Annotated in this window: 13 protein-coding genes; 8 read left to right on the top strand and 5 right to left on the bottom strand. The window is 59.7% G+C overall.

Annotation, left to right across the window (positions count from 1 at the left end; translation table 11 throughout):
• The first annotated feature begins 35 nt into the window (after positions 1-35).
• The 4 genes from JFT81_RS03120 (at position 36) to JFT81_RS03105 (ending at position 7,938) form a co-directional block, all read left to right on the top strand.
• Positions 36-3,143 (top strand): efflux RND transporter permease subunit, encoded by a 3,108-nt coding sequence (locus tag JFT81_RS03120; RefSeq protein WP_201226077.1) that lies wholly within the window; start codon positions 36-38, stop codon positions 3,141-3,143.
• Positions 3,140-4,612: an efflux transporter outer membrane subunit gene (locus JFT81_RS03115; RefSeq protein WP_201226076.1), complete on the top strand. Its 1,473-nt coding sequence runs from the start codon at positions 3,140-3,142 to the stop codon at positions 4,610-4,612. Before JFT81_RS03120 ends, JFT81_RS03115 begins: the two co-directional genes overlap by 4 nt.
• A gap of 230 nt (positions 4,613-4,842) precedes the next feature.
• Positions 4,843-6,924 carry an EAL domain-containing protein gene (locus tag JFT81_RS03110; RefSeq protein WP_201226075.1) on the top strand — a complete coding sequence of 694 codons (2,082 nt, stop codon included), beginning with the start codon at positions 4,843-4,845 and terminating at the stop codon, positions 6,922-6,924.
• A gap of 267 nt (positions 6,925-7,191) precedes the next feature.
• Positions 7,192-7,938 (top strand): SDR family oxidoreductase, encoded by a 747-nt coding sequence (locus JFT81_RS03105; protein WP_201226074.1) that lies wholly within the window; start codon positions 7,192-7,194, stop codon positions 7,936-7,938.
• A gap of 134 nt (positions 7,939-8,072) precedes the next feature.
• Here the strand turns inward: JFT81_RS03105 and mapR are convergent, their stop codons facing one another.
• From mapR to JFT81_RS03090, 3 genes are all read right to left on the bottom strand, one after another.
• Complete coding sequence (gene mapR, locus JFT81_RS03100) at positions 8,073-9,482, bottom strand: GntR family transcriptional regulator MpaR (protein WP_007919188.1); 1,410 nt, start codon at positions 9,480-9,482, stop codon at positions 8,073-8,075.
• 236 nt (positions 9,483-9,718) lie between these two features.
• A complete protein-coding gene (gene ccoG, locus JFT81_RS03095) occupies positions 9,719-11,161 on the bottom strand; it encodes a cytochrome c oxidase accessory protein CcoG (RefSeq protein WP_201226073.1) in 1,443 nt (480 codons plus the stop codon).
• A gap of 195 nt (positions 11,162-11,356) precedes the next feature.
• On the bottom strand, positions 11,357-11,605 hold the full coding sequence (locus JFT81_RS03090) for a DUF3203 family protein (RefSeq protein ID WP_201226072.1): 249 nt from the start codon (positions 11,603-11,605) through the stop codon (positions 11,357-11,359).
• Positions 11,606-11,731: 126 nt separating this feature from the next.
• Between JFT81_RS03090 and JFT81_RS03085 the strand changes: the two genes are divergently transcribed.
• Positions 11,732-12,244, top strand: coding sequence for an MgtC/SapB family protein (locus JFT81_RS03085; protein WP_201204091.1), 513 nt, complete (start codon positions 11,732-11,734; stop codon positions 12,242-12,244).
• A gap of 135 nt (positions 12,245-12,379) precedes the next feature.
• On the opposite strand, the gene JFT81_RS03080 is transcribed toward JFT81_RS03085, so the two are convergent.
• A complete protein-coding gene (locus tag JFT81_RS03080) occupies positions 12,380-12,538 on the bottom strand; it encodes a hypothetical protein (protein WP_201204089.1) in 159 nt (52 codons plus the stop codon).
• Positions 12,539-12,755: 217 nt separating this feature from the next.
• Between JFT81_RS03080 and JFT81_RS03075 the strand changes: the two genes are divergently transcribed.
• From JFT81_RS03075 to glgB, 3 genes are all read left to right on the top strand, one after another.
• A complete protein-coding gene (locus JFT81_RS03075; RefSeq protein WP_201226071.1) occupies positions 12,756-14,753 on the top strand; it encodes an alpha-1,4-glucan--maltose-1-phosphate maltosyltransferase in 1,998 nt (665 codons plus the stop codon).
• A gap of 195 nt (positions 14,754-14,948) precedes the next feature.
• Entirely contained in the window at positions 14,949-18,290 is a 3,342-nt protein-coding gene (gene treS / locus JFT81_RS03070) for a maltose alpha-D-glucosyltransferase (RefSeq protein WP_201226070.1), read from the top strand.
• Positions 18,291-18,292: 2 nt separating this feature from the next.
• Entirely contained in the window at positions 18,293-20,524 is a 2,232-nt protein-coding gene (gene glgB / locus JFT81_RS03065) for a 1,4-alpha-glucan branching protein GlgB (RefSeq protein ID WP_201226069.1), read from the top strand.
• Between the two features lie 956 nt (positions 20,525-21,480).
• Here glgB and JFT81_RS03060 read toward each other — a convergent pair.
• On the bottom strand, positions 21,481-22,548 hold the full coding sequence (locus tag JFT81_RS03060; RefSeq protein WP_201226068.1) for an autotransporter outer membrane beta-barrel domain-containing protein: 1,068 nt from the start codon (positions 22,546-22,548) through the stop codon (positions 21,481-21,483).
• Positions 22,549-22,863: the final 315 nt, after the last annotated feature.

The raw sequence follows: 22,863 nt of genomic DNA, 5'->3' as shown, positions 1-22,863 counted from the left end.
ACAGTGGTTCAGTGTGAATCCTGGGATATTGGTCAATGAACCTGTCCGGTCCTTTCATCAAGCGCCCGGTAGCGACGATGCTGCTGAGCCTGGCGATCATGCTGCTCGGTGGTGTCAGCTTCGGTCTGTTGCCGGTGTCGCCGCTGCCGCAAATGGATTTCCCGGTCATTGTCGTGCAGGCGAGTCTGCCCGGTGCCAGTCCCGAGGTCATGGCGTCCACCGTGGCGACACCGCTGGAACGCTCGTTCGGCGCCATTGCTGGCGTCAACACCATGAGCAGCCGCTCCAGCCAGGGTTCGACGCGGGTCATCCTGCAATTCGACCTCGATCGCGACATTAACGGCGCCGCGCGGGAAGTACAGGCAGCCATCAACGCCTCGCGCAACCTGTTGCCGAGCGGAATGCGCAGCATGCCGACCTACAAGAAGGTCAACCCGTCGCAGGCACCGATCATGGTGCTGTCGCTGACCTCGGATGTGCTTGAAAAAGGTCAGCTCTACGATTTGGCGTCGACCATTCTTTCCCAGAGCCTGTCGCAGGTGCAGGGTGTCGGCGAAGTTCAGATCGGCGGCAGCTCGCTGCCGGCCGTGCGCATCGAACTCGAACCGCAGGCGCTGAACCAGTATGGCGTGGCGCTCGACGATGTGCGCAAGACCATCGCCGACGCCAACGTGCGCCGGCCCAAGGGCTCGGTCGAGGACGGCCAGCGGCTGTGGCAGATTCAGGCCAACGATCAACTGGAGAAGGCCAAGGATTACGAGTCGCTGATCATTCACTATGCCGACGGCGCCGCGTTGCGCCTGAAGGACGTGGCCAAGGTCAGCGATGGCGTCGAGGACCGTTACAACAGCGGTTTCTTCAACGACGACGCAGCGGTGTTGCTGGTGATCAACCGCCAGGCCGGTGCCAACATCATCGAGACGGTCAACGAAATCAAGGCGCAACTGCCAGCGCTGCAAGCGGTATTGCCGGCCAGTGTGAAGCTCAATCTGGCGATGGATCGCTCGCCGGTGATCAAGGCGACATTGCACGAAGCCGAGATGACCTTGCTGATCGCCGTGGCGCTGGTGATCCTCGTGGTGTTCCTGTTTCTCGGTAACTTCCGCGCGTCGCTGATTCCGACGCTGGCGGTGCCGGTGTCACTGGTCGGCACCTTTGCGGTGATGTACCTCTATGGCTTCTCGCTGAACAACCTGTCGCTGATGGCGCTGATCCTGGCCACCGGCTTGGTGGTGGACGATGCCATTGTGGTGCTGGAGAACATTTCCCGGCACATCGACGAAGGCGTCAAACCGATGCAGGCGGCTTATCTCGGGGCCAAGGAAGTCGGCTTCACGCTCCTGTCGATGAACGTGTCGCTGGTCGCCGTGTTTCTGTCGATTCTGTTCATGGGCGGTATCGTCGAAAGCCTGTTCCGCGAGTTTTCCATCACCCTGGCCGCAGCCATCGTCGTGTCGCTGGTGGTTTCGTTGACCCTGACACCAATGCTCTGCGCCCGCTGGCTCAAGCCGCACACCCCGGGCGAGGAAAATCGCCTGCAACGCTGGAGCCGCAGGGCCAACGACTGGATGGTCGGCAAGTACGCCACCAGCCTCGATTGGGTGCTGCGCCATCGGCGCCTGACCTTGCTCAGCCTGCTGATTACCGTCGCGGTGAACGTTGCGCTGTACGTAGTGGTGCCAAAAACCTTCATGCCACAGCAGGACACCGGTCAACTGATTGGTTTCGTGCGCGGTGACGACGGTCTGTCGTTCAGCGTGATGCAACCGAAAATGGAGACTTTCCGCCGAGCCGTGCTTAAAGACGAAGCGGTGGAAAGTGTTGCCGGGTTCATCGGCGGCACCAACGGCACAAACAACGCCTTCATGCTGGTGCGCTTGAAACCCATCAAGGATCGCCAGTTGTCGGCGCAGAAAGTCATCGAACGTCTGCGCAAGGAAATGCCCAAAGTAGCGGGCGCGCAATTGATGCTGATGGCCGACCAGGACCTGCAATTCGGCGGTGGTCGTGAACAGACCACGTCGCAATACAGCTACATCCTGCAGAGCGGTGATCTGGGTCAGTTGCGTGAGTGGTATCCGAAAGTGGTTGCCGCGCTGCGGGCCTTGCCCGAGCTGACGGCGATCGATGCGCGTGAAGGCAAGGGCGCGCAGCAGGTAACGTTGATTGTCGATCGCGATCAGGCCAAACGCCTGGGTGTGGACATGAACATGGTCACCGCAGTGCTGAACAACGCTTACAGCCAGCGGCAGATTTCGACGATCTACGACAGCCTCAACCAATACCAGGTGGTGATGGAGGTCAATCCGAAATACGCCCAGGACCCGGTGACGCTCAAGCAGGTGCAAGTGATCACGGCTGACGGTGCACGGATTCCGCTGTCGACCATCGCTCACTACGAAAACAGCCTGGAAGACGACCGCGTCAGTCACGAAGGCCAGTTTGCCTCGGAAGACATCTCTTTCGACATGGCCGAAGGCGTGACGGTGGAGCAGGGCAGCGCTGCCATCGAGCGGGCGATTGCCAAGCTCGGTCTGCCGGAAGACGTTATTGCGAAAATGGCCGGCACCGCCGACGCTTTCGCCGCCACGCAGAAGAGTCAGCCGTTCATGATCCTCGGAGCACTGCTGGCGGTGTATCTGGTGCTGGGTGTGCTTTATGAAAGCTACATTCACCCACTGACCATTCTTTCGACGTTACCGTCGGCCGGTGTCGGGGCGTTGCTGTCGATCTATTTGCTCGGCGGCGAGTTCAGCCTGATCTCGCTGCTCGGGCTGTTCCTGCTGATCGGTGTGGTGAAGAAGAACGCCATTCTGATGATCGACCTGGCGCTGCAACTGGAACGGCATCAGGGCATGACTCCGCTGGAGTCGATCCGCAGTGCTTGCCTGCAACGTCTGCGTCCGATTCTGATGACCACGCTGGCAGCGATTCTCGGTGCCCTGCCGTTGTTGCTCAGCCGGGCGGAGGGCGCGGAAATGCGCCAGCCACTGGGCCTGACCATTATCGGCGGGCTGATTTTCAGCCAGGTGCTGACGCTTTACACCACACCTGTGGTTTACCTTTATCTCGACAAGCTGCGCCATCGTTTCAACAAATGGCGTGGCGTGCGTACTGACGCCGCTTTGGAAACTCCGCTATGACTGACCGTTCGCTTATCAATCTGGCCACTGTTCGCGGTTCGCGTCTGCTGAGCCTGTCGCTGTGCGTGGCGCTGCTCAGTGCCTGCGCCGTCGGCCCGGACTATCAGCGCCCGCAGACTGCTGAAGTTGCTCAATACAAGGAAGCCGAGGGCTGGCGTCAGGCCAATCCGAGCGATTCCCTGGCCCGTGGCGCGTGGTGGGAGTTATACGGCGACCAGCAACTCAACGGGCTGATCGAGAAACTCAACAGTTCCAACCAGACGGTTGCGCAATCGGAAGCCCAGTACCGGCAGGCTCAAGCTCTGGTGCGCAGTGCGCGCGGGGCGTTCTACCCCAATGTTGACCTGAGCCTGGGCAAGACCCGTTCCAGTCAGGGCACCGGCAGCAGCAGTTCGAGTTTGAGCAGCTCTTCCAGCGGTATCCGTGACACCTACAACGCGCAATTGGGCGTCAGTTGGGAAGCGGACATCTGGGGCAAGCTGCGGCGCGGTCTTGAGGCGGATCAGGCCAGTGCCCAGGCAAGTTTTGCCGATCTGGCGGCGATGCGCCTCAGCCAGCAGTCGGAGTTGGTGCAGAACTACCTGCAATTGCGTGTGATCGACCAGCAGAAACGTCTGCTCGAGTCGACAGTGGCGGCTTACGAAAAATCGCTGAAAATGACCCAGAACCAGTACCGTGCGGGCGTTTCCGGGCGGGACGCGGTGGCCCAGGCGCAAACGCAGTTGAAGAGCACCCAGGCTGATCTGGTCGATCTGATCTGGCAGCGCGCGCAATTCGAGAACGCGATCGCCGTGCTAACCGGGCAGGCCCCGGCGGATTTCAACATCGCGGAAACGCAGACCATTCCGAACCTGCCGCAGGTGCCGTTGAGCCTGCCATCGCAGCTGCTGGAACGGCGCCCGGACATTGCCTCGGCCGAGCGCTCGGTGATCGCCGCCAACGCCAATATCGGCGTGGCGAAAGCGGCGTATTACCCGGATCTGTCCCTGAGTTTAAGTGGCGGTTACAGCAGCAGCACGTCGAAAGACCTGATCAGTCTGCCAAACCGCTTTTGGTCGGTCGGGCCGAAACTCGACTTGCCGCTGTTTGACGGCGGCATCCGTTCGGCCGAGGTTGATCGCACCGAGGCGGTGTATGACCAGACCGTGGCCAAGTACCGGCAAACCGTGCTCGACGGTTTCCGCGAAGTGGAAAACTATCTGGTGCAGCTCAAAGTCTACGAGGACGAAGCGGCGGTGCGTCAAGAGGCGCTGGACGCCGCGCGTGATTCCCTGCGCTTGACGGAGAACCAGTACAAGGCCGGCCTGATTGCCTATATCGATGTGGTGGTGGTGCAAGCCACGGCGTTGAGCAACGAGCGGACCGTGCTGAACATTCTGCAGAGCCGATTGATTGCCAGCGTGCAATTGATTGCAGCGCTGGGCGGTGGTTGGGATGGCGATCTGGAAGTAAGCGACAACAAAAAGTGAGTGCCGGAAACCTGTGGTGCGACGTTTCGCTAAATCCCCTCGCCACAAGTGTTCAATAATTGCTATGACACGCGGGCCAGAGCCTTGTAGGACGATCGAACAAGCGCTTCATCGGCTTGATGGCAATTTGCTCACTTTGTCAGTGCGTTCTTTTGTGCAATCAGTACAATCGGCGCATTTGCCCGGCCGAGAAAGGACGCAGTACGGATTGGGTGTCCACGAGAGTCTCCATGCTTATCGGTAGTTATTCCTTCACCCTGGTGTTCATTTCGCTGTGTGTGGCGATCCTCGCCTCCTACACCGCGCTCGATCTGACCGGGCGCATTGCCACCGCCAAGGGACGTGCCGTGCATTTCTGGACGGCAGGCGGTGCGTTGGCCATGGGGGTCGGCGTCTGGTCGATGCACTTCATCGGCATGCTAGCTTTCAAACTGCCGATCGATCTGGGCTATGACATCGTCATTACCGCGCTGTCGCTGCTGATTGCCGTGTTGTCCTGCGGTTTTGCCTTGTGGCTGGTCAGCCAACCGAAACTGCCGATTTTGCAATTGGCGTTTGGCGCATTGATCATGGGCGCCGGTATCAGCGCCATGCATTACACCGGCATGGCGGCGATGCGCATGACGCCGGGGATCGACTACGACCCAACGCTGTTCGGCGCTTCACTGCTGATTGCTGTCGGTGCTTCAGCCGCCGCACTGTGGATCGCGTTTCGCCTGCGCCAGCATTCGCCCTATGTGCGCCTGATCCGTGGCGGCGCTGCGGTGATCATGGGTATCGCCATTGTCGGCATGCATTACACCGGCATGGCCGCTGCACAGTTTCCTGATGGCAGCTTCTGCGGCGCGACGCTCAATGGCTTGAAGGGCAACGGCCTCGACAGTCTGGTGTTGATCACCACGTTGGCGGTGCTTTCCATTGCCTTGCTCACCTCGATTCTTGACGCCCGTCTCGAAGCACGCACCGCCGATCTGGCGCACTCGCTGACCGTGGCCAACCGCGAACTGACGCAGTTGGCCCTGCACGACACGCTGACCGGCCTGCCGAACCGCATGCTGCTCGACGACCGGATCAATCAGGCGATGAAAAAGGTCCACGAACAGGGCGGCTGTTTCGCCTTGATGTTCATCGATCTGGACGGCTTCAAACCCGTCAATGATGCATTCGGTCACCACATGGGAGACCAGTTGTTGCGCGAGGTGGGATTGCGTCTGCGGGATGACTTGCGCAGTCTCGACACGCTGGCACGGATCGGCGGCGACGAATTCGCTTTGCTCGTTCGCTTGGCCGAACCCAATGACGCGTTGAGCCTGGCCGCACGCCAGGTCGGTCTTATCGCCCGGTCGTTCCGCGTGGCTGAGCATGACTTGCAGATTTCCGCCAGCGTCGGCATCGCCCTGTATCCAGGCAATGGCCTGACCGCTCAGGAACTGCTGATGAACGCCGACGCGGCGATGTACCACGCCAAAGGCGGTGGCAAGAACGGTTACAGCTTCTTCGATGCGTCGATGAACAGCAACGCGCGCAAGCAGTTGCAGTTATTGCAGGATCTGCGTGCGGCGCTGGAACACAGCCAGTTCAGTTTGCATTACCAACCCAAATTCGACGCCGCCAATGGCCGTGCGATCGGTGCCGAAGCGCTGCTGCGCTGGCAGCATCCGGTGCATGGCATGCTGATGCCGGACAAGTTCATCGATCTTGCGGAGAAGAGCGGTCTGATCATCCCGATTGGTGAGTGGGTGCTTAACGAGGCCTGCCGGCAGATGCGCGAGTGGTATGTGCTCGGCTACACCGATTGGCGTATCGCGGTGAATCTGTCGGCGTTGCAGTTTTGCCATACCGGGCTGGTGCAAAGCGTGGCCAAGGCGTTGGCCGTTCACCATTTGCCGGCCAACAGTCTGACGCTTGAGATCACCGAAACCACGGCGATGAGCGATGCCGATGCGAGCATGACGGTGTTGCAGGAGTTGTCTGACATGGGCGTCGATCTATCGATCGATGACTTCGGTACAGGCTATTCGAGCCTGATGTATCTCAAGCGTCTGCCGGCCAACGAGCTGAAGATCGATCGAGGGTTTGTGCGTGATCTGGAGCATGACAGTGATGACGCAGCGATTGTTTCGGCGATTGTGGCGTTGGGTCAGGCGTTGGGATTGCGGATTGTGGCCGAAGGTGTCGAGACAGGTGTGCAGCAGGACTTTCTGACGAAGTTGGGCTGTGATTCGTTGCAGGGTTACCTGCTCGGGCATCCGATGCCGGCCGAGCAGTTCATGCAGGACATCGCGCGGGGAGAGAAACTGGCGACAGTCTGACTTCACGCGGAGCCGAGGCTGGGACAAATCCTGTGGCGAGCGAGCTTGTCGAATCGTCGCACCGTCCCGCTGGGTTGCGCAGCAGCCGCCACATCCTGGTGAGTGCTACGCACCCAAGCGAAGCAGGCTCCCCCGCGACAAGAGCTGCTGCAAATCTCAAAATGGTTTTGTCGCAGGTTCAGCCTTTGATACAACCCATGCAAAAGCCGTCAATGGCGGTTATTCTCCCTCCCGACTGTTACGTGTGCATTGGGGGGAAAGGCCAGCATGGATAAAGTCATTGTGATCACCGGTGGCGGGCGCGGAATTGGCGCCGCTACGGCGTTATTGGCTGCCGAGCAGGGCTATCGGATCTGCATCAATTACCAGTCTGACGAACAGGCCGCACAAAGCGTGCTGGAGCAAGTCCGCGCGCTGGGCGCACAAGCCATCACCGTGCGTGCTGACGTCAGCATCGAAGACGAAGTGGTCGCGATGTTCCATCGGGTCGACACCGAGCTGGGCCGGGTCACCGCGCTGGTGAACAACGCCGGCACCGTCGGCCACAAGTCGCGGGTCGACGAGATGTCTGAATTCCGCATCCTCAAGATCATGAAAACCAATGTCCTGGCGCCGATCCTCTGCGCCAAGCACGCGATCCTGCGCATGTCGCCCAAACACGGCGGGCAGGGCGGCAGTATCGTCAACGTGTCATCGGTGGCTTCGCGCTTGGGGTCGCCGAATGAGTACGTTGATTACGCGGCATCCAAAGGTGCGCTCGACAGCTTCACCATCGGTTTGTCCAAGGAAGTGGCGGGCGAGGGGATTCGGGTCAATGCGGTACGTCCGGGATTCATCTATACCGATTTCCATGCGCTGAGCGGCGATCCGGATCGGGTCAGCAAGCTCGAGTCGGCGATTCCGATGGCCCGTGGGGGGCGGCCGGACGAGGTGGCGGAGGCGATTGTCTGGTTGCTGTCGGACAAGGCTTCTTATGCCACCGGGACGTTTGTCGATCTGGGTGGCGGGCGCTAAGTCCAGAGAATTCCGCTATCCGATCGGGCCCCTTCGCGAGCAGGCTCGCTTCCACCCTGGATATGTGCACGACACAAAACCAATGTGGGAGCGAGCCTGCTCGCGAAGGCAATAGCCCATACAGCTCAGAACTATCAGAACGACCGCACAATCCGCCCCAACGTTTCCATGGCCTTCTCCGAATCCTCGGTCCACGGGCTGCCATAGTTGAGGCGAATACAATTCCTGAAGCGCTGCGTCGGCGAGAAGATCGGCCCCGGTGCGATGCTGATGCCTTGTGCCAGCGCCATCTGAAACAACTTCAACGAATCCATCTGCGGTGGCAGTTCCAGCCAAAGAAAATAGCCGCCCGCCGGCTGACTGACGCGCGTTTGCGCCGGGAAGTAACGAGCGATGGCAGCCAGCATCGCGCTCTGCTGTTCCTCCAGCGCGTAGCGTAGTTTGCGCAAATGCCGGTCGTACCCACCGTGTTGCAGGTAGTCGGCAATCGCCGCTTGTGCGGGCATCGACGCACACAACGACGTCATCAGCTTCAGCCGTTCGATCTTCTGCGCGTAGCGCCCGGCGGCAACCCAGCCGATGCGGTAACCGGGAGCCAGACTCTTGGCGAACGAGCCGCAGTGCATCACCAGACCTTCAGTGTCGAACGCCTTGGCCGGTTTCGGTGCCTGTTGGCCATAGTAGAGTTCGGCGTAGACATCGTCCTCGATCAGCGGCACCTGATGGCGGCGCAGCAGCTCGACCAACTCCTGTTTCTTCGCCTCGGGCATGGTCGCGCCCATCGGGTTCTGGAAACTGGTCATGCACCAGCAGGCCTTGATCGGGTGACGCTCCAGTGTCTGCGCGAGCACGCCGAGATCGATGCCGTCGCGCGGGTGTACGGGGATTTCCACCGCTTTGAGCTTGAGACGTTCCAGCACTTGCAGGCTGGCGTAGAACGCCGGGGCTTCGATGGCCACCAGGTCGCCGGGTTCGGTGACGGCTTGCAGGCACAGGTTCAGCGCTTCCAGTGCGCCGTTGGTGATCAGCAATTCTTCCATCGGCAGCATCAGCCCGCCGACCATGTAGCGCAGGGCAATTTGCCGGCGCAGTTGCGGGTTGCCCGGCGACATGTCGGTGACGACCATGCGCGGATCCATCTCCCGCGCGGCGCTGGCCAGCGAACGCGACAGGCGTTGTAACGGGAACAGGGTCGGGCTGGGGAATGCCGAGCCGAACGGCACGGTGCTCGGGTCCTTGATCGAATCCAGTACGGAGAACACCAGTTCGCTGACGTCGACTTCGGTAGAGTCGTTGACGTGACTGCTGATCACCGGCTCTGAAAACGGACTCGGTGCGTGGGTGTTGACGAAGTAGCCGGACCGCGGTCGGGCGCGAATCAGGCCGCGGCGTTCGAGCAGGTAATAGGCCTGGAACACCGTGGACGGGCTGACGCCGTAGGTCTGGCTGGCGTAGCGCACCGAAGGCACGCGCTGGCCGGGGCCGAGGACGCCGGAGCGGATCAGTTCAGCGATGTCATCGGCGAATTTTTCGTAGCGTTTCATCGGGGCCCTTGGTGTGTGTTGGTTGTGCGGGGTGTCAAAGAACGGCCCCTCACCCTGGCCCTCTCCCGGAGGGAGAGGGGACTGATTGAGGGATGCTGCGAAATGCACCGACCTGAAATTGCTTTGCTGAATCCATAATCGACTCGGTCTGTCAGTTCGATGTATAGCGCCAGACACCTCGGTCGGCCCCTCTCCCTCGGGGAGATGGCTGGGGTGAGGGGGAGGATTCTAGCGGTTCAGCGATTCATCGGTGCCACAAACCTGCTTTTTGCCACGCTATAAACCTCGGGTTCGTCGCTGTCGGCAATCTTGAAACTCAAGGTTTGCGAGCTGCTGCTCGGGCGTTCCGTGGTCATCGCCACCGACACCGGCACATCAACAATTTCACCCGGCGCCAGGCTCAGTTCGGTTTTACCTTGCAGCTGGAAGCCCTCACCATCGACCAGGCTCAGGTTGTAGTCCTGGCGCTGCTGGGTCTTGTTGATGACTTTGAGGCTGTAGATGTTTTCGATCTGGCCCTGGCCGTTCTCGCGGAACAGCCCGCGATCCTTGGTCACGTCCAGCGAGACCATTGGCCGCTCGACCAGCGCCAAAGCCAATGCGCCGATCATCGCCAGCAACACCACGGTGTAACCGATCAATCGCGGGCGTAGCAGATGCGTCTTGCCACCCTGCAGTTCGCGCTCGGAACTGTAGCGAATCAAACCGCGCGGGTAGTTCATTTTGTCCATGATCGAATCGCAGGCGTCGATGCAGGCGGCGCAACCGATGCATTCCATCTGCAAGCCGTCGCGGATGTCGATGCCGGTCGGGCAGACCTGCACGCACAACTGGCAATCGATGCAGTCGCCGAGCCCGGTCTCGACCGGTTTCACGTCGCGTTTACGCGGGCCACGGTTTTCGCCGCGCGCCACGTCGTAGGCAATCGCCAGGGTGTCCTTGTCGAACATCACGCTCTGGAATCGCGCATACGGGCACATGTGCATGCACACCGCTTCGCGCAGCCAGCCGGCGTTGATGTAAGTGGCGGCGGTGAAAAACAACACCCAGAACAAACTGACGCCGCCGATTTGCAGGGTCAGCAGTTCCTCGGCCAACGGTCGGATCGGGGTGAAGTAGCCGACAAAGGTCAGGCCGGTCATCACGCTGATCGCCAGCCACAGTGTGTGCTTGGCGGCGCGGCGGGCTAGCTTGTTCAATCCCCACGGTGCGGCTTGCAGTTTGATGCGCTGATTGCGCTCGCCTTCGGTGATTTTCTCGCACCACATGAAGATCCATGTCCACGAGCTCTGCGGGCAGGTGTAACCGCACCAGACCCGTCCGGCGAATACGGTGATGGCGAACAGACCGAACGCGGCAATGATCAGCAGCGCCGAGAGCAGGATGAAATCCTGTGGCCAGAAGGTCGCGCCAAAGATGTGGAACTTGCTTTCGGAAAGGTCCCAGAGCACCGCCTGACGTCCGCCCCAGTTCAGCCACACGGTGCCGAAAAACAGCAGAAACAGAAAACCCGCGCCACTCATGCGCAAGGTGCGGAACAGGCCGGTGAAACTGCGGGTGTGGATCTGGCTGTCGCTGGATTTGGCCGTCGGCTTCATTGGGCGTGCGGGCACCTTCTTTATATGAGGCGCTATCGTTGGCGATGCTTCTACGGTTCGGACGGGGATTTGTTCGCTCATGGTTATTCGCTCATCAGCCTCCATCAGGCCGATGAACTATGAGCGCCGATCTGTTTGCATAACAGACTCAGCTATTTCAATAAAAAGCGTATCAGATGCGTTTTTGCGCAAGCCCTGCGACAACTTGAAGCAGCCCGGGTGGCGGGGCGCAAACGCCTATCGCAGGCGTTTGCGGCGGGCATTGACCGAGGTCAGTCAAATAACCGAATCACTCTCGTCGGCCTTCAAATGCTTGCGGCCGTCCTTCGCGCCGGCAACGGTCAAGGCGTCGGCTTCTGCTTCGGTGATGTAGACGCGCCGCGCTTCGATTTCCACGAAGGACATGGCTTTGTCGCTATCGGTTTTGACTTCGAGGGTGTCGCAGATACGTATTTCTTCGCCATTTTCGACGGTGAAAAAACAGACTTCTTGCTCGGGATTGGATTTATCAACTCGCAGAGACATGGTGGCAGTCCTTTTTTACAGGGGGTGTCTAAAGGGTTAGGGGGCAGCGTTTGCCGATGGTTCTGCGCAACTGATTAATGGTCGGCGCTGTCCATCGTTTATCGAGCCAATAACAAGGACAACCCGATGAACGCGTGGTGGCATGAAGTGTGGGAAACGCTGCAAAAGGAATTCGCCGACATTGGCGATGCGTCGCAACTGACGCGGATCACCGTGCGCCTGCTGATGGCGGCGGTACTCGGCGGGATTCTCGGGTTCGAGCGCGAACACAAGGGCAAGGCTGCCGGGGTGCGCACGCACATGCTGGTGGCGCTGGGCGCGGCGCTGTTTGTGCTGGTGCCGCAAACTTCGGGTGCGGAGTCCGACGCGATGAGCCGAGTGTTGCAGGGTGTGATTGCGGGGATCGGCTTTCTTGGTGCCGGCACCATTCTGAAGAACCGCGAGGGCGATGAAGGCCACGTCAAAGGCCTGACCACGGCTGCCGGTCTGTGGATGACGGCCGCCATCGGCGTCGCGGCGGGTTTGGGCAAGGAGGCGACCGCGCTGTTCAGTACCTTTCTGGCACTGGCGATCTTCAGCGTGATGCCGCGCATCGTCAGGCTGTTCGAGAAGGACGAACAGAAAAAACCGCATCTGTAACCGGACAACGTGTAGGAGCTGCCGAAGGCTGCGATCTGTTGATGTTGATCTTAAAAACAAAATCAAAAGATCGCAGCCTTCGGCAGCTCCTACCGGGGGGAACAACCACCGGCGGCATGGTCGTTACGGGGTTGTTCAGACGATCACGGGCGGCATGGTCGTCGGCGGCTCTTCTTTCGGCGGTGGGGTCGTGCCTGGCGGTTCCTGCTCAGGGACTGGTTGCGGTTCGGTCTCGGGAATCGTCGGGTTGTCGATGTTCGGATCGGGCGTTTCGGCCGGAAATGGGTTGTTCATCTGTAGACCTCCGTGTGGCACATGGCGTGAGAAGTGCTTAAGTGGATTGACCGCCTCGCGCTGAATTCGATCCGCTGGTGCGGCGCAGTAATTTCATCTGAACTTTTCCCGGCGCGGGTTGCTCGGAACCTAAGCGAGTTCATGACGGGGCCAGTGTCTTGTTGTGAACACTGATCCGGCACAAGAGCGTCCTTGGGGCGTTAAGGAGAGATGCTCAATGACTGCTGAAAAATCGTCTGAACTGAGCTACAACCCGCACATGCCACTGTCGCAGGCGTTGCTGCTGCCACGCATTGCTATTGAAAACACCATGCCGACTCTCGATGGCGGGCAGTTTGCCGTGAAATCGATTGCCGGCCGTGAAGTGGTGGTCACCTGCAAGGTTTTCGCCGACGGCCACGACAAACTGGCGGTACGCATTCGCTGGCGCGAGGAAGGCGAGGAGGTCTGGCAAAGCGAGGTCATGGCCGACCAGGGCAATAACGGCTGGCAAGGCCAGTTCCGCCCCGAGCATCAGGGGCGCTTCCTCTATTGCATCGAGGCGTGGATCGACCACTTCGCCAGTTTTCAGTACGAACTGGAGAAGAAGCACAGCGCTGCAGTGCCGATTTCGCTGGAGCTACAAGAAGGCCGAACGATGGTGCAACAGGCCGCCGAACGCAGCGAAGGCCAGCTCAGCGAACAACTCGCGGCCCTGCATCACGAACTGTCCGGCCTGCTCGAAACCGAGCAGGTTGCGTTGTTCCTGCACTCGCACAGTGCGCAACTGATGGCTGAGGCTGATCATCGCGCCTACCTGAGTGTCAGCGCCGAATTCCCCATGGATGTCGAGCGTGAACTGGCCGAGTTCGCCAGTTGGTATGAGCTGTTTCCGCGCTCGATCACCGACGATCCAAGCCGTCATGGCACTTTTAACGACGTGCATTCTCGATTGCCGATGATCCAGGACATGGGTTTCGACGTGCTGTACTTCACGCCGATCCATCCGATTGGTCGTGCGCACCGCAAGGGCCGCAACAATTCCCTCACCGCGGGCCCGGATGATCCCGGCAGCCCTTATGCGATCGGCAGCGAGGAGGGCGGCCACGAGGCGATCCACTCGCAACTCGGCACCCGCGAAGACTTCCGCCGACTGGTGGCGGCCGCCGCTGACCATGGCTTGGAGATCGCCCTCGACTTTGCCATTCAGTGTTCCCAGGATCACCCGTGGCTCAAACAGCATCCGGGCTGGTTCAACTGGCGGCCGGACGGCACGATCAAATACGCGGAAAACCCGCCGAAGAAATACCAGGACATCGTCAACGTCGACTTCTATGCGCCGGACGCAATTCCGAGCCTCTGGGTCGAGCTGCGTGACATCGTCATCGGCTGGGTCGAGGAGGGCGTGAAGATCTTTCGCGTCGACAATCCGCACACCAAACCGCTGCCGTTCTGGCAATGGCTGATTGCTGATGTGCGGGCGCTGTACCCGGAAGTGATCTTCCTTGCCGAGGCATTCACCACGCCGGCAATGATGGCGCGGCTGGGCAAGGTCGGTTACACGCAGAGTTACACCTATTTCACCTGGCGCAACACCAAGGCGGAACTCGCCGCTTACTTCACCGAACTCAACGAATCACCCTGGCGCGAATGCTACCGGCCGAACTTTTTCGTCAATACGCCGGACATCAACCCGGCGTTTCTGCATGAATCCGGGCGTGCCGGTTTTCTGATTCGCGCGGCGCTGGCAACCATGGGCTCGGGCCTGTGGGGCATGTATTCGGGTTATGAACTGTGCGAGGCAGCGCCGGTGCCGGGCAAGGAGGAATACCTTGATTCGGAGAAATACCAGATCCGCGTCCGCGACTTTACGGCACCCGGCAACATCATCGCCGAGATCGCCCAGCTCAACCGCATCCGCCGGCAGAACCCGGCGCTGCACACCCATCTGGGCTTGAAGGTCTACAACGCCTGGAACGACAACATTCTGTACTTCGGCAAGCGCAGCGCCGATGGCAGCAATTTCATCCTGGTGGCGGTCAACCTTGATCCGCACAACGTGCAGGAGGCGAATTTTGAGCTGCCGTTGTGGGAAATGGGCCTGCCGGACGATGCAACGACCCATGGCGAAGACTTGATGAGCGGGCATCGCTGGGACTGGCACGGCAAATATCAGTTCATGCGCCTGGACCCGGCTTACCAGCCGTTCGGCATCTGGCGGATTACTACAGATTGAACTAATGCACGGAACATTGTGGTGAGGGGATTTATCCCCGTTGGGCTGCGAAGCGGCCCCGCTTTTATTCAGATGCACCGTGTTTTCCGGATTTACGACTGCTGCGCAGCCGAACGGGGATAAATCCCCTCACCACAAGGTGTCCTCATTTCAGCGGCATTTTTGTGGTGTCAGAGAATTCAACAGGAGTTTCACATGGCGAAGAAACCCAAGGCAGCCACCTTTATCAAAGACCCGCTCTGGTACAAGGATGCGGTGATTTATCAAGTTCACGTCAAATCGTTTTTCGACTCCAACAACGACGGTATCGGCGACTTTCCCGGCTTGATCGCCAAGCTCGACTACATCGCCGAACTCGGCGTCAATACCATCTGGCTGCTGCCGTTCTACCCGTCGCCGCGTCGCGACGACGGTTACGACATCGCCGAATACCGTGGTGTACACAGCGATTACGGGACCATGGCCGACGCCAAGCGCTTTATCGCCGAGGCGCACAAGCGCGGCTTGCGGGTGATCACCGAGCTGGTCATCAACCACACCTCCGACCAGCACCCGTGGTTCCAGCGTGCCCGCAAAGCCAAACCCGGTTCGGCAGCGCGGGACTTTTATGTGTGGTCGGATGACGACCAGAAATACGACGGCACGCGGATCATTTTTCTCGACACCGAAAAGTCCAACTGGACCTGGGATCCGGTCGCCGGCCAATATTTCTGGCACCGCTTCTATTCGCACCAGCCCGACCTGAATTTCGACAACCCGCAAGTCATGAAAGCGGTGCTGTCGGTGATGCGCTACTGGCTGGACATGGGCATTGACGGCCTTCGCCTCGACGCTATCCCTTATCTGATCGAGCGTGACGGCACCAACAACGAAAACCTGCCGGAGACCCACGACGTCCTCAAGCAGATTCGTGCCGAGATCGACGCCAATTATCCTGACCGCATGCTGTTGGCCGAGGCCAACCAATGGCCGGAAGACACCCAGCTGTATTTCGGTGACACCGACGCCCACGGCCTCAATGGCGACGAATGCCATATGGCGTTCCACTTCCCGCTGATGCCGCGCATGTACATGGCCCTGGCCCAGGAAGATCGCTTCCCGATCACCGACATTTTGCGCCAGACCCCGGAAATACCTGCCAACTGCCAGTGGGCAATCTTCCTGCGCAATCACGATGAGCTGACGCTGGAGATGGTCACCGACAAGGAGCGCGATTACCTGTGGAACTACTACGCCGCTGATCGCCGGGCGCGGATCAACCTCGGTATTCGTCGGCGTCTGGCGCCGTTGATGGAGCGTGATCGTCGTCGCGTCGAATTGCTCAACAGCCTGCTGCTGTCGATGCCGGGCACGCCGACTCTGTATTACGGCGATGAAATTGGTATGGGCGACAATATCTACCTCGGCGACCGCGACGGTGTGCGGACGCCGATGCAGTGGTCGATCGACCGCAACGGTGGTTTCTCCCGCGCTGATCCGGCCAGTCTGGTGCTGCCGCCGATCATGGACCCGCAATACGGTTATCTGTCGGTCAACGTCGAAACCCAGGCCGGTGACCCGCATTCGTTGCTCAACTGGACGCGGCGTATGCTCGCCGTGCGCAAGCAATCCAAGGCATTCGGCCGGGGCACGCTGAAGATGCTCTCGCCGAGCAATCGACGCATTTTGGCCTACACCCGCGAATTCACCGATGCCGATGGCAAGCACGAAATCATTCTGTGCGTGGCCAACGTGTCGCGTAGTGCGCAAGCGGCGGAGCTGGATTTGTCGGCGTACGTCGGCATGGTGCCGGTGGAGATGCTCGGCGGTAACGCGTTCCCGCCGATTGGCCAGTTGAATTTTCTCCTGACGCTGGCGCCGTACGGTTTCTACTGGTTCGCCCTGGCTACCGAAAACCAGATGCCAAGCTGGCACGTCGAACCGGCGCAGAGCCTGCCGGACTTCACCACGCTGGTGCTGAAAAAACGCATGGAAGAACTGCTCGAAGCGCCGTCCCGCGCGACGCTGGAGCAGGGCATTCTGCCGAGCTGGCTGCAAAACCGGCGCTGGTTCGCTGGCAAGGACGCGGCCGTCGACAAGGTGCATATGGCCTACGGCGTGCGCTTCGGCGATGCCCAGCACCCGGTGCTGCTCAGCGAAATCGAAGTCACCAGCGGCGGCCAGACCAGCCGTTATCAATTGCCGTTCGGCTTTATCTCGGAAGATCAGGTTGGCGCGGCGCTGCCGCAACAATTGGCACTGGCCCGCGTGCGTCGAGTGCGTCAGGTCGGTTTGATCACTGACGCCTTCAGTCTCGAAGCGTTTATCCGCGCCGTACTGCAAGGCATGCAGAACAACACCGTGCTGGAATCTGCCGACGGCGAAATTCGCTTCGAGCCGACGCCGCTGCTGGACACACTCAACCTCGGCGGTGAGTCCGAAGTGCGTTATCTGTCGGCCGAGCAGTCCAACAGTTCGGTGGTGATCGGCAACAGCCTGGTGCTCAAGCTGATCCGTAAAGTCGCCTCCGGCGTCCACCCGGAACTGGAGATGAGCGCTTACCTGACCGCTGCCGGATTTGCCAATATCTCACCGCTGCTCGGTTCGGTGATTCGCCGCGATGCGCAGGGCGAAGACAACCTGCTGATGATCGCTCAGGGTTATCTGAGCAATCAGGGCGATGCTTGGGAATGGACGCAGAACAACCTCGAACGGGCGTTGCGCGACGAACTGGCCGATGCCATGTCCGAGCAGGAACAGCACTACAACGCGCTAAGCGAATTGAAGGACTTCGCTGGCATGCTCGGGCAGCGACTGGGTGAGATGCATCAAGTGCTCGCAGCCCCGACCGACAATGCCGACTTCGCTCCGCAAGCCAGTACGGCGAAGGATATGCAGGCCACCGGCAAGGATGTCGCCGCACAGGTCGAGCATGCGTTGAAGTTGCTCAAGCAGCATCAGGGCGAGCTCAATGCTGCAGATCAGAAGCTGGTCAAACGCTTGGTCGATGAGAAAAAAACCATCCTCGCCCACGTGCAGGATCTGGCGAAGAAGGCCGTCGGCGGTCTGCGTATCCGCGTCCACGGCGACTTGCATCTGGGCCAAGTGTTGGTGATCAAGGGCGACGCCTACCTGATCGATTTCGAGGGTGAACCGGCGCGGCCATTGAGCGAGCGTCGCGGCAAACACAGTCCGTACAAGGACGTCAGTGGCGTGCTGCGTTCCTTCGATTACGCAGCGGCGATGACCATCAACGTACACAACGTTGATCACAGCGCTGAATCCGAAGGCGCACGTCAACGTGTCGCCGAACGTTATCTGCGCGAGGCGCGTGAGGCATTTGTTCAGGCATATCGCCGAGCGGCAGCTAGTCTTGATCATGCCTGGCAAGATCCTGATGGCGCCGACGCCGCGCTTGCGTTGTTCGGCCTGGAGAAGGCGGCCTATGAAGTGGCCTATGAAGCCGAAAATCGCCCCACGTGGCTGCCCGTGCCGTTGCACGGTTTGTACGGGTTATTGACAGGGCTTAAACCCTTTTCCGATCTTGGTGGAGAGTAGTCATGAGTTTCTCGAACAAGGAACAGGGTCAGGTCAAAGAGGCACTGCTGCCGTCGGCGAAAGACATCGACGCGCTGGTACGTGCCGAACATCCCGATCCATTTTCCATTCTCGGTCCGCACGGTGATGGCGCCGGCGGGCAGTTTATCCGCGCCTATTTACCGGGTGCGCTGAGTGTTGTAGTGCTGGACAAGGACAGCAGTGAAGAGCGCGGTGCGCTGGAACAGAGCGAAACGCCGGGGCTGTTTGTCGGGCACTTCGACCACGCACGGCCGTACCGCTTGCGTACCCGCTGGGCCGGTGGCGAGCAGGAAGCGGAGGATCCTTACAGCTTCGGCCAGTTGCTCGGTGAAATGGATTTGTATCTGTTCGCCGAAGGTAATCACCGTGATCTCAGTTCGTGCCTCGGCGCGCAACTGATGACCGTCGAGGGTGTTGATGGCGTGCGCTTTGCCGTGTGGGCACCGAATGCTCGGCGGGTGTCGGTGGTCGGTGATTTCAACGTCTGGGACGGGCGTCGGCATCCGATGCGTTTGCGGCATCCGTCCGGGGTCTGGGAGTTGTTCATCCCGCGCCTGCAAGCGGGTGAGTTGTACAAATACGAAATTCTCGGTGCCCACGGGATTCTGCCGCTCAAGGCCGACCCGATGGCGCTGGCCACCAGCCTGCCGCCGGACACCGCGTCTAAAGTCGCCGCGCCGCTGCAAGTCGACTGGCAGGATCACGACTGGATGAACAGCCGCCGGGATCGGCAGAAACATTCGGCGCCGTTGTCGATCTACGAGTTGCACGCCGGCTCGTGGCAATGCGAATTGGATGATCTGGGCGAAGTCGCCCGTCAGTACACGTGGCCCGAGTTGGCTGATCGCTTGATTCCATACGTGAAGGAACTCGGGTTCACCCACATCGAATTGATGCCGATCATGGAGCATCCGTTCGGTGGTTCCTGGGGTTATCAGTTGCTTTCGCAGTTTGCCCCGAGTGCCCGTTATGGCACCCCCGAGCAGTTCGGTGACTTCGTCAACGCCTGCCACAAAGCCGACATTGGGGTGATTCTCGACTGGGTACCCGCGCATTTCCCCACTGACACCCATGGCCTGGCGCAATTCGACGGCACCGCGCTGTATGAGTACGGCAATCCGCTGGAAGGTTTCCATCAGGATTGGGACACGCTGATCTACAACCTCGGCCGCACCGAAGTACATGGCTACATGCTTGCTTCGGCGCTGCACTGGTTGAAGCATTTCCATATCGATGGTCTGCGGGTTGATGCGGTCGCCTCGATGCTCTATCGCGACTACTCGCGCAAGGCCGGTGAATGGGTGCCGAATCGCCATGGTGGCCGGGAAAACCTTGAAGCCATCGATTTCCTTCGGCACTTGAATGACGTGGTCGAGCTGGAAGCGCCGGGCGCGTTGGTGATCGCCGAGGAATCCACGGCGTGGCCAGGCGTCAGCCAGAGCACCCAGCAGGGCGGCCTCGGTTTTGCCTACAAGTGGAACATGGGCTGGATGCACGATTCGCTGCATTACATCCAGCAGGATCCGGTGTATCGCGCGCATCACCACAACGAGTTGAGTTTTGGCCTGGTCTACGCCTGGTCAGAGCGATTCATCTTGCCGATCTCCCATGACGAAGTGGTGCACGGCAAGCATTCGCTGATCGACAAAATGCCTGGAGATCGCTGGCAGAAGTTCGCCAACCTGCGTGCCTATTTGAGTTTCATGTGGACCCATCCGGGCAAGAAGCTGTTGTTCATGGGCTGCGAATTCGGGCAATGGCGCGAGTGGAATCACGATCAGCAACTCGATTGGTATCTGCTGCAGTACTCCGAGCACAAAGGCGTACAGAAACTGGTCGGCGACCTCAATCGGCTCTATCGCGAGGAGCCGGCGCTGCACGATCAGGACGACGCGCCGCAGGGTTTTCAATGGCTGATCGGCGACGATGCGATCAACAGTGTCTACGCCTGGTTGCGCTGGAGCAAGGAGGGCAAACCAGTGCTGGTGGTGGCCAACTTCACGCCGGTGCCGCGTCAAGCGTATCGGGTCGGCGTGCCGTTTGCCGGGCGCTGGACTGAACTGCTCAACAGCGATGCCGACACGTATGCCGGTTCCAACTACGGCAATGGCGGCGGGGCGTTTACCGAGGAAGTGCCGAGCCATGGTCAGTCATTGTCGCTGGAACTGAACCTGCCACCGCTGGCCGTATTGATCCTCAAGCCTGAGGGTTGATCCGAGACCGAGTTGCTGCCATCGCGAGCAGGCTCGCTCCCACGGGAATTGCATTCCAGGCTGTTCTCACTGGAGAAATGCAATCCACTGTGGGAGTGGGCTTGCCCGCGATGAGGGTATGAGATTCAACATTGTTATTGGCTGAGCCACCGTCTTCGCGAGCAGGCTCGCTCCCACAGGGAATCGCGTTCCAGGTTGTTCTCACTGGAGAAATGCAATCCACTGTGGGAGCGAGCCTGCTCGCGATGAGGGCGTGACATTCAACATTTCCATTGGCTGATCCACCGTCTTCGCGAGCAGGCTCGCTCCCACGGGGAATTGCATTCCAGGCTGTTATTACTGGAGAAATGCAATCCGCTGTGGGAGCGGGCTTGCCCGCGATGAGGGTATGACATTCAACATTTCCAATTGGCTGATCCACCGTCTTCGCGAGCAGGCTCGCTCCCACAGTGAATTGCATTCCAGGCTGTTCTCAATTGAGAAATGCAATCCACTGTGGGAGTGGGCTTGCCCGCGATGAGGGCGTGACATTCAACATTTCTGTTGGCTGATCCAACGTCTTCGCGAGCAGGCTCGCTCCCACAGGGAATTGCATTCCAGGTTGTTTTCACTGGAGAAATGCAATCCACTGTGGGAGCGAGCCTGCTCGCGATGAGGGCGTGACATTCAACATTTTCATTGGCTGATCCAACGTCTTCGCGAGCAGGCTCGCTCCCACAGGGAATCGCGTTCCAGGTTGTTCTCACTGGAGAAATGCAATCCACTGTGGGAGCGAGCCTGCTCGCGATGAGGGCATGACATTCAACATTTCTATGGGCTGATCCACCGTCTTCGCGAGCAGGCTCGCTCCCACAGGGAATCGCGTTCCAGGCTGTTATTACTGGAGAAATGCAATCTAATGTGGGAGCGAGCCTGCTCGCGAAGGCGTCAGCCCGGACACTCTAAAAAATCCAGATTCACCAGCGCATCCGCACGCCGAGGCTGCCGATCAGTCCGTTGAGGTCATTGTCATCGACATCGCTGCTGTAATCGGCACTCACATAGAGGCTCACAGCCGGCGTCACCCGCGCCACCAAGCCCAATCCCAACTCGACGGTCGATGACTTGCGGCTGCTGCTGATCTTGTCGACCTGATCCAGTGTCACCGTGTTGCCCGTATACACCGTGTGCCAGAGGTTGGTGCGAACGTAGGGTTCGACCGGCAAACCGTTCAAATCGTAACTGCCTTTCAGCCGTGCGCCGACGCGGCCACTCCACGCGCTCAGATCGGTCGATGAGGCATTGCCCGACCCGGCATACGGCGTATCAAGGGTAATCCGCTGATTGATCAATTGCGCCTGCGGTTCGACTACCCAGTTCTCACTCAAGCCAATCGGATAACCACCCTCCACGGAGAAGGTCATCGCGCTGCCTTCGGTGGCTTGCCGAGCGCTTTGTTCGTTGCGGCTGAAACCGCTGACCCGGCCACCGCTGGCCGACAGATCGACGTGCCAGCCCTGGGCACCGATCAGGCTGTAATAAGCGCCGAGGTTTTGGCCCTGCAAGTTCAACGTGTCGGTGGTCGGGTCGGAGAGGGCACGGGTAGTGATCAAGCCATTGCCGTTTGCCTGAATCTGATTGAGGCCGCCGATCAACCCGATCTTCTGGGTATGGCTGGCGCTTTGCAGCGTCAGCACCGCCGGACCTTTGAAAGCGTCGCTGCCCGGTGTGGCGAACCCCGGCGACAGCACATCGGTTTGCGCCTGACGGGCACTGCGCCCATATAACTCATCCCACGCCGAAGGTGCGAGGTCTTCGGTGATCAAGCGTGTGCCCTGCAAATCCGGCCGAGGGCTGAAGCGTTGCGGGTAGGGGGTGATCACCGTCGCGGGCAAGGTCATCACCGGCACATTCTCTCGGTACCACGGATCGGTCTCATCCGCCGCAGGGCTGGCCTGGGCCTCCATGGACGAGCACAGCAAGATTGAACTCGACACTGTGCAAAAGGTGATTTTGATCTCGTGTGGGGTGAATGAAATTTTCATGGAGGTCTACCTTGCAGGCGCATTGGGCATCTCGATGTGGCGTCTCTCCTACCCCGAACGAGGGGCGACCGAATGGAGCGGGGCGAGTCGTGGCCGCTCGATTTCGCGAGTGTCCGGAGGCTCGCCCCGGACAGTGATTCCGGGGGTAGTAAGGTAGAGATAAGAAGACGTACTTGCGCGCGTCAAGAACCTGGACGATGAGCGGTAGGGGTAAATTGTGCGGTGCAAGCGTTTGTTTTTCTTTACATAACTAAGTGATTGTTTGCATGGAAAATCGCCTTTGATACCCCGGCTCAAAGGCTTTCCATTACCGAC

It is taken from the genome of Pseudomonas sp. TH43 (genome assembly GCF_016650635.1).
Classification (GTDB): domain Bacteria; phylum Pseudomonadota; class Gammaproteobacteria; order Pseudomonadales; family Pseudomonadaceae; genus Aquipseudomonas.
The sequence above is the reverse complement of the archived record's forward strand: the minus strand, read 5'-3'. Positions and strand labels throughout refer to the sequence as shown.

Excerpts from the sequence above, each read along its gene's own strand:
- treS (WP_201226070.1), top strand. The coding sequence starts at position 14,949 with ATGGCGAAGAAACCCAAGGCAGCCACCTTTATCAAAGACCCGCTCTGG.
- mapR (WP_007919188.1), bottom strand. The coding sequence starts at position 9,482 with ATGAAACGCTACGAAAAATTCGCCGATGACATCGCTGAACTGATCCGC.
- JFT81_RS03085 (WP_201204091.1), top strand. The coding sequence starts at position 11,732 with ATGAACGCGTGGTGGCATGAAGTGTGGGAAACGCTGCAAAAGGAATTC.
- JFT81_RS03105 (WP_201226074.1), top strand. The coding sequence starts at position 7,192 with ATGGATAAAGTCATTGTGATCACCGGTGGCGGGCGCGGAATTGGCGCC.
- glgB (WP_201226069.1), top strand. The coding sequence starts at position 18,293 with ATGAGTTTCTCGAACAAGGAACAGGGTCAGGTCAAAGAGGCACTGCTG.
- JFT81_RS03080 (WP_201204089.1), bottom strand. The coding sequence starts at position 12,538 with ATGAACAACCCATTTCCGGCCGAAACGCCCGATCCGAACATCGACAAC.
- JFT81_RS03110 (WP_201226075.1), top strand. The coding sequence starts at position 4,843 with ATGCTTATCGGTAGTTATTCCTTCACCCTGGTGTTCATTTCGCTGTGT.
- JFT81_RS03120 (WP_201226077.1), top strand. The coding sequence starts at position 36 with ATGAACCTGTCCGGTCCTTTCATCAAGCGCCCGGTAGCGACGATGCTG.
- JFT81_RS03090 (WP_201226072.1), bottom strand. The coding sequence starts at position 11,605 with ATGTCTCTGCGAGTTGATAAATCCAATCCCGAGCAAGAAGTCTGTTTT.
- JFT81_RS03060 (WP_201226068.1), bottom strand. The coding sequence starts at position 22,548 with ATGAAAATTTCATTCACCCCACACGAGATCAAAATCACCTTTTGCACA.
- JFT81_RS03075 (WP_201226071.1), top strand. The coding sequence starts at position 12,756 with ATGACTGCTGAAAAATCGTCTGAACTGAGCTACAACCCGCACATGCCA.
- JFT81_RS03115 (WP_201226076.1), top strand. The coding sequence starts at position 3,140 with ATGACTGACCGTTCGCTTATCAATCTGGCCACTGTTCGCGGTTCGCGT.
- ccoG (WP_201226073.1), bottom strand. The coding sequence starts at position 11,161 with ATGAGCGAACAAATCCCCGTCCGAACCGTAGAAGCATCGCCAACGATA.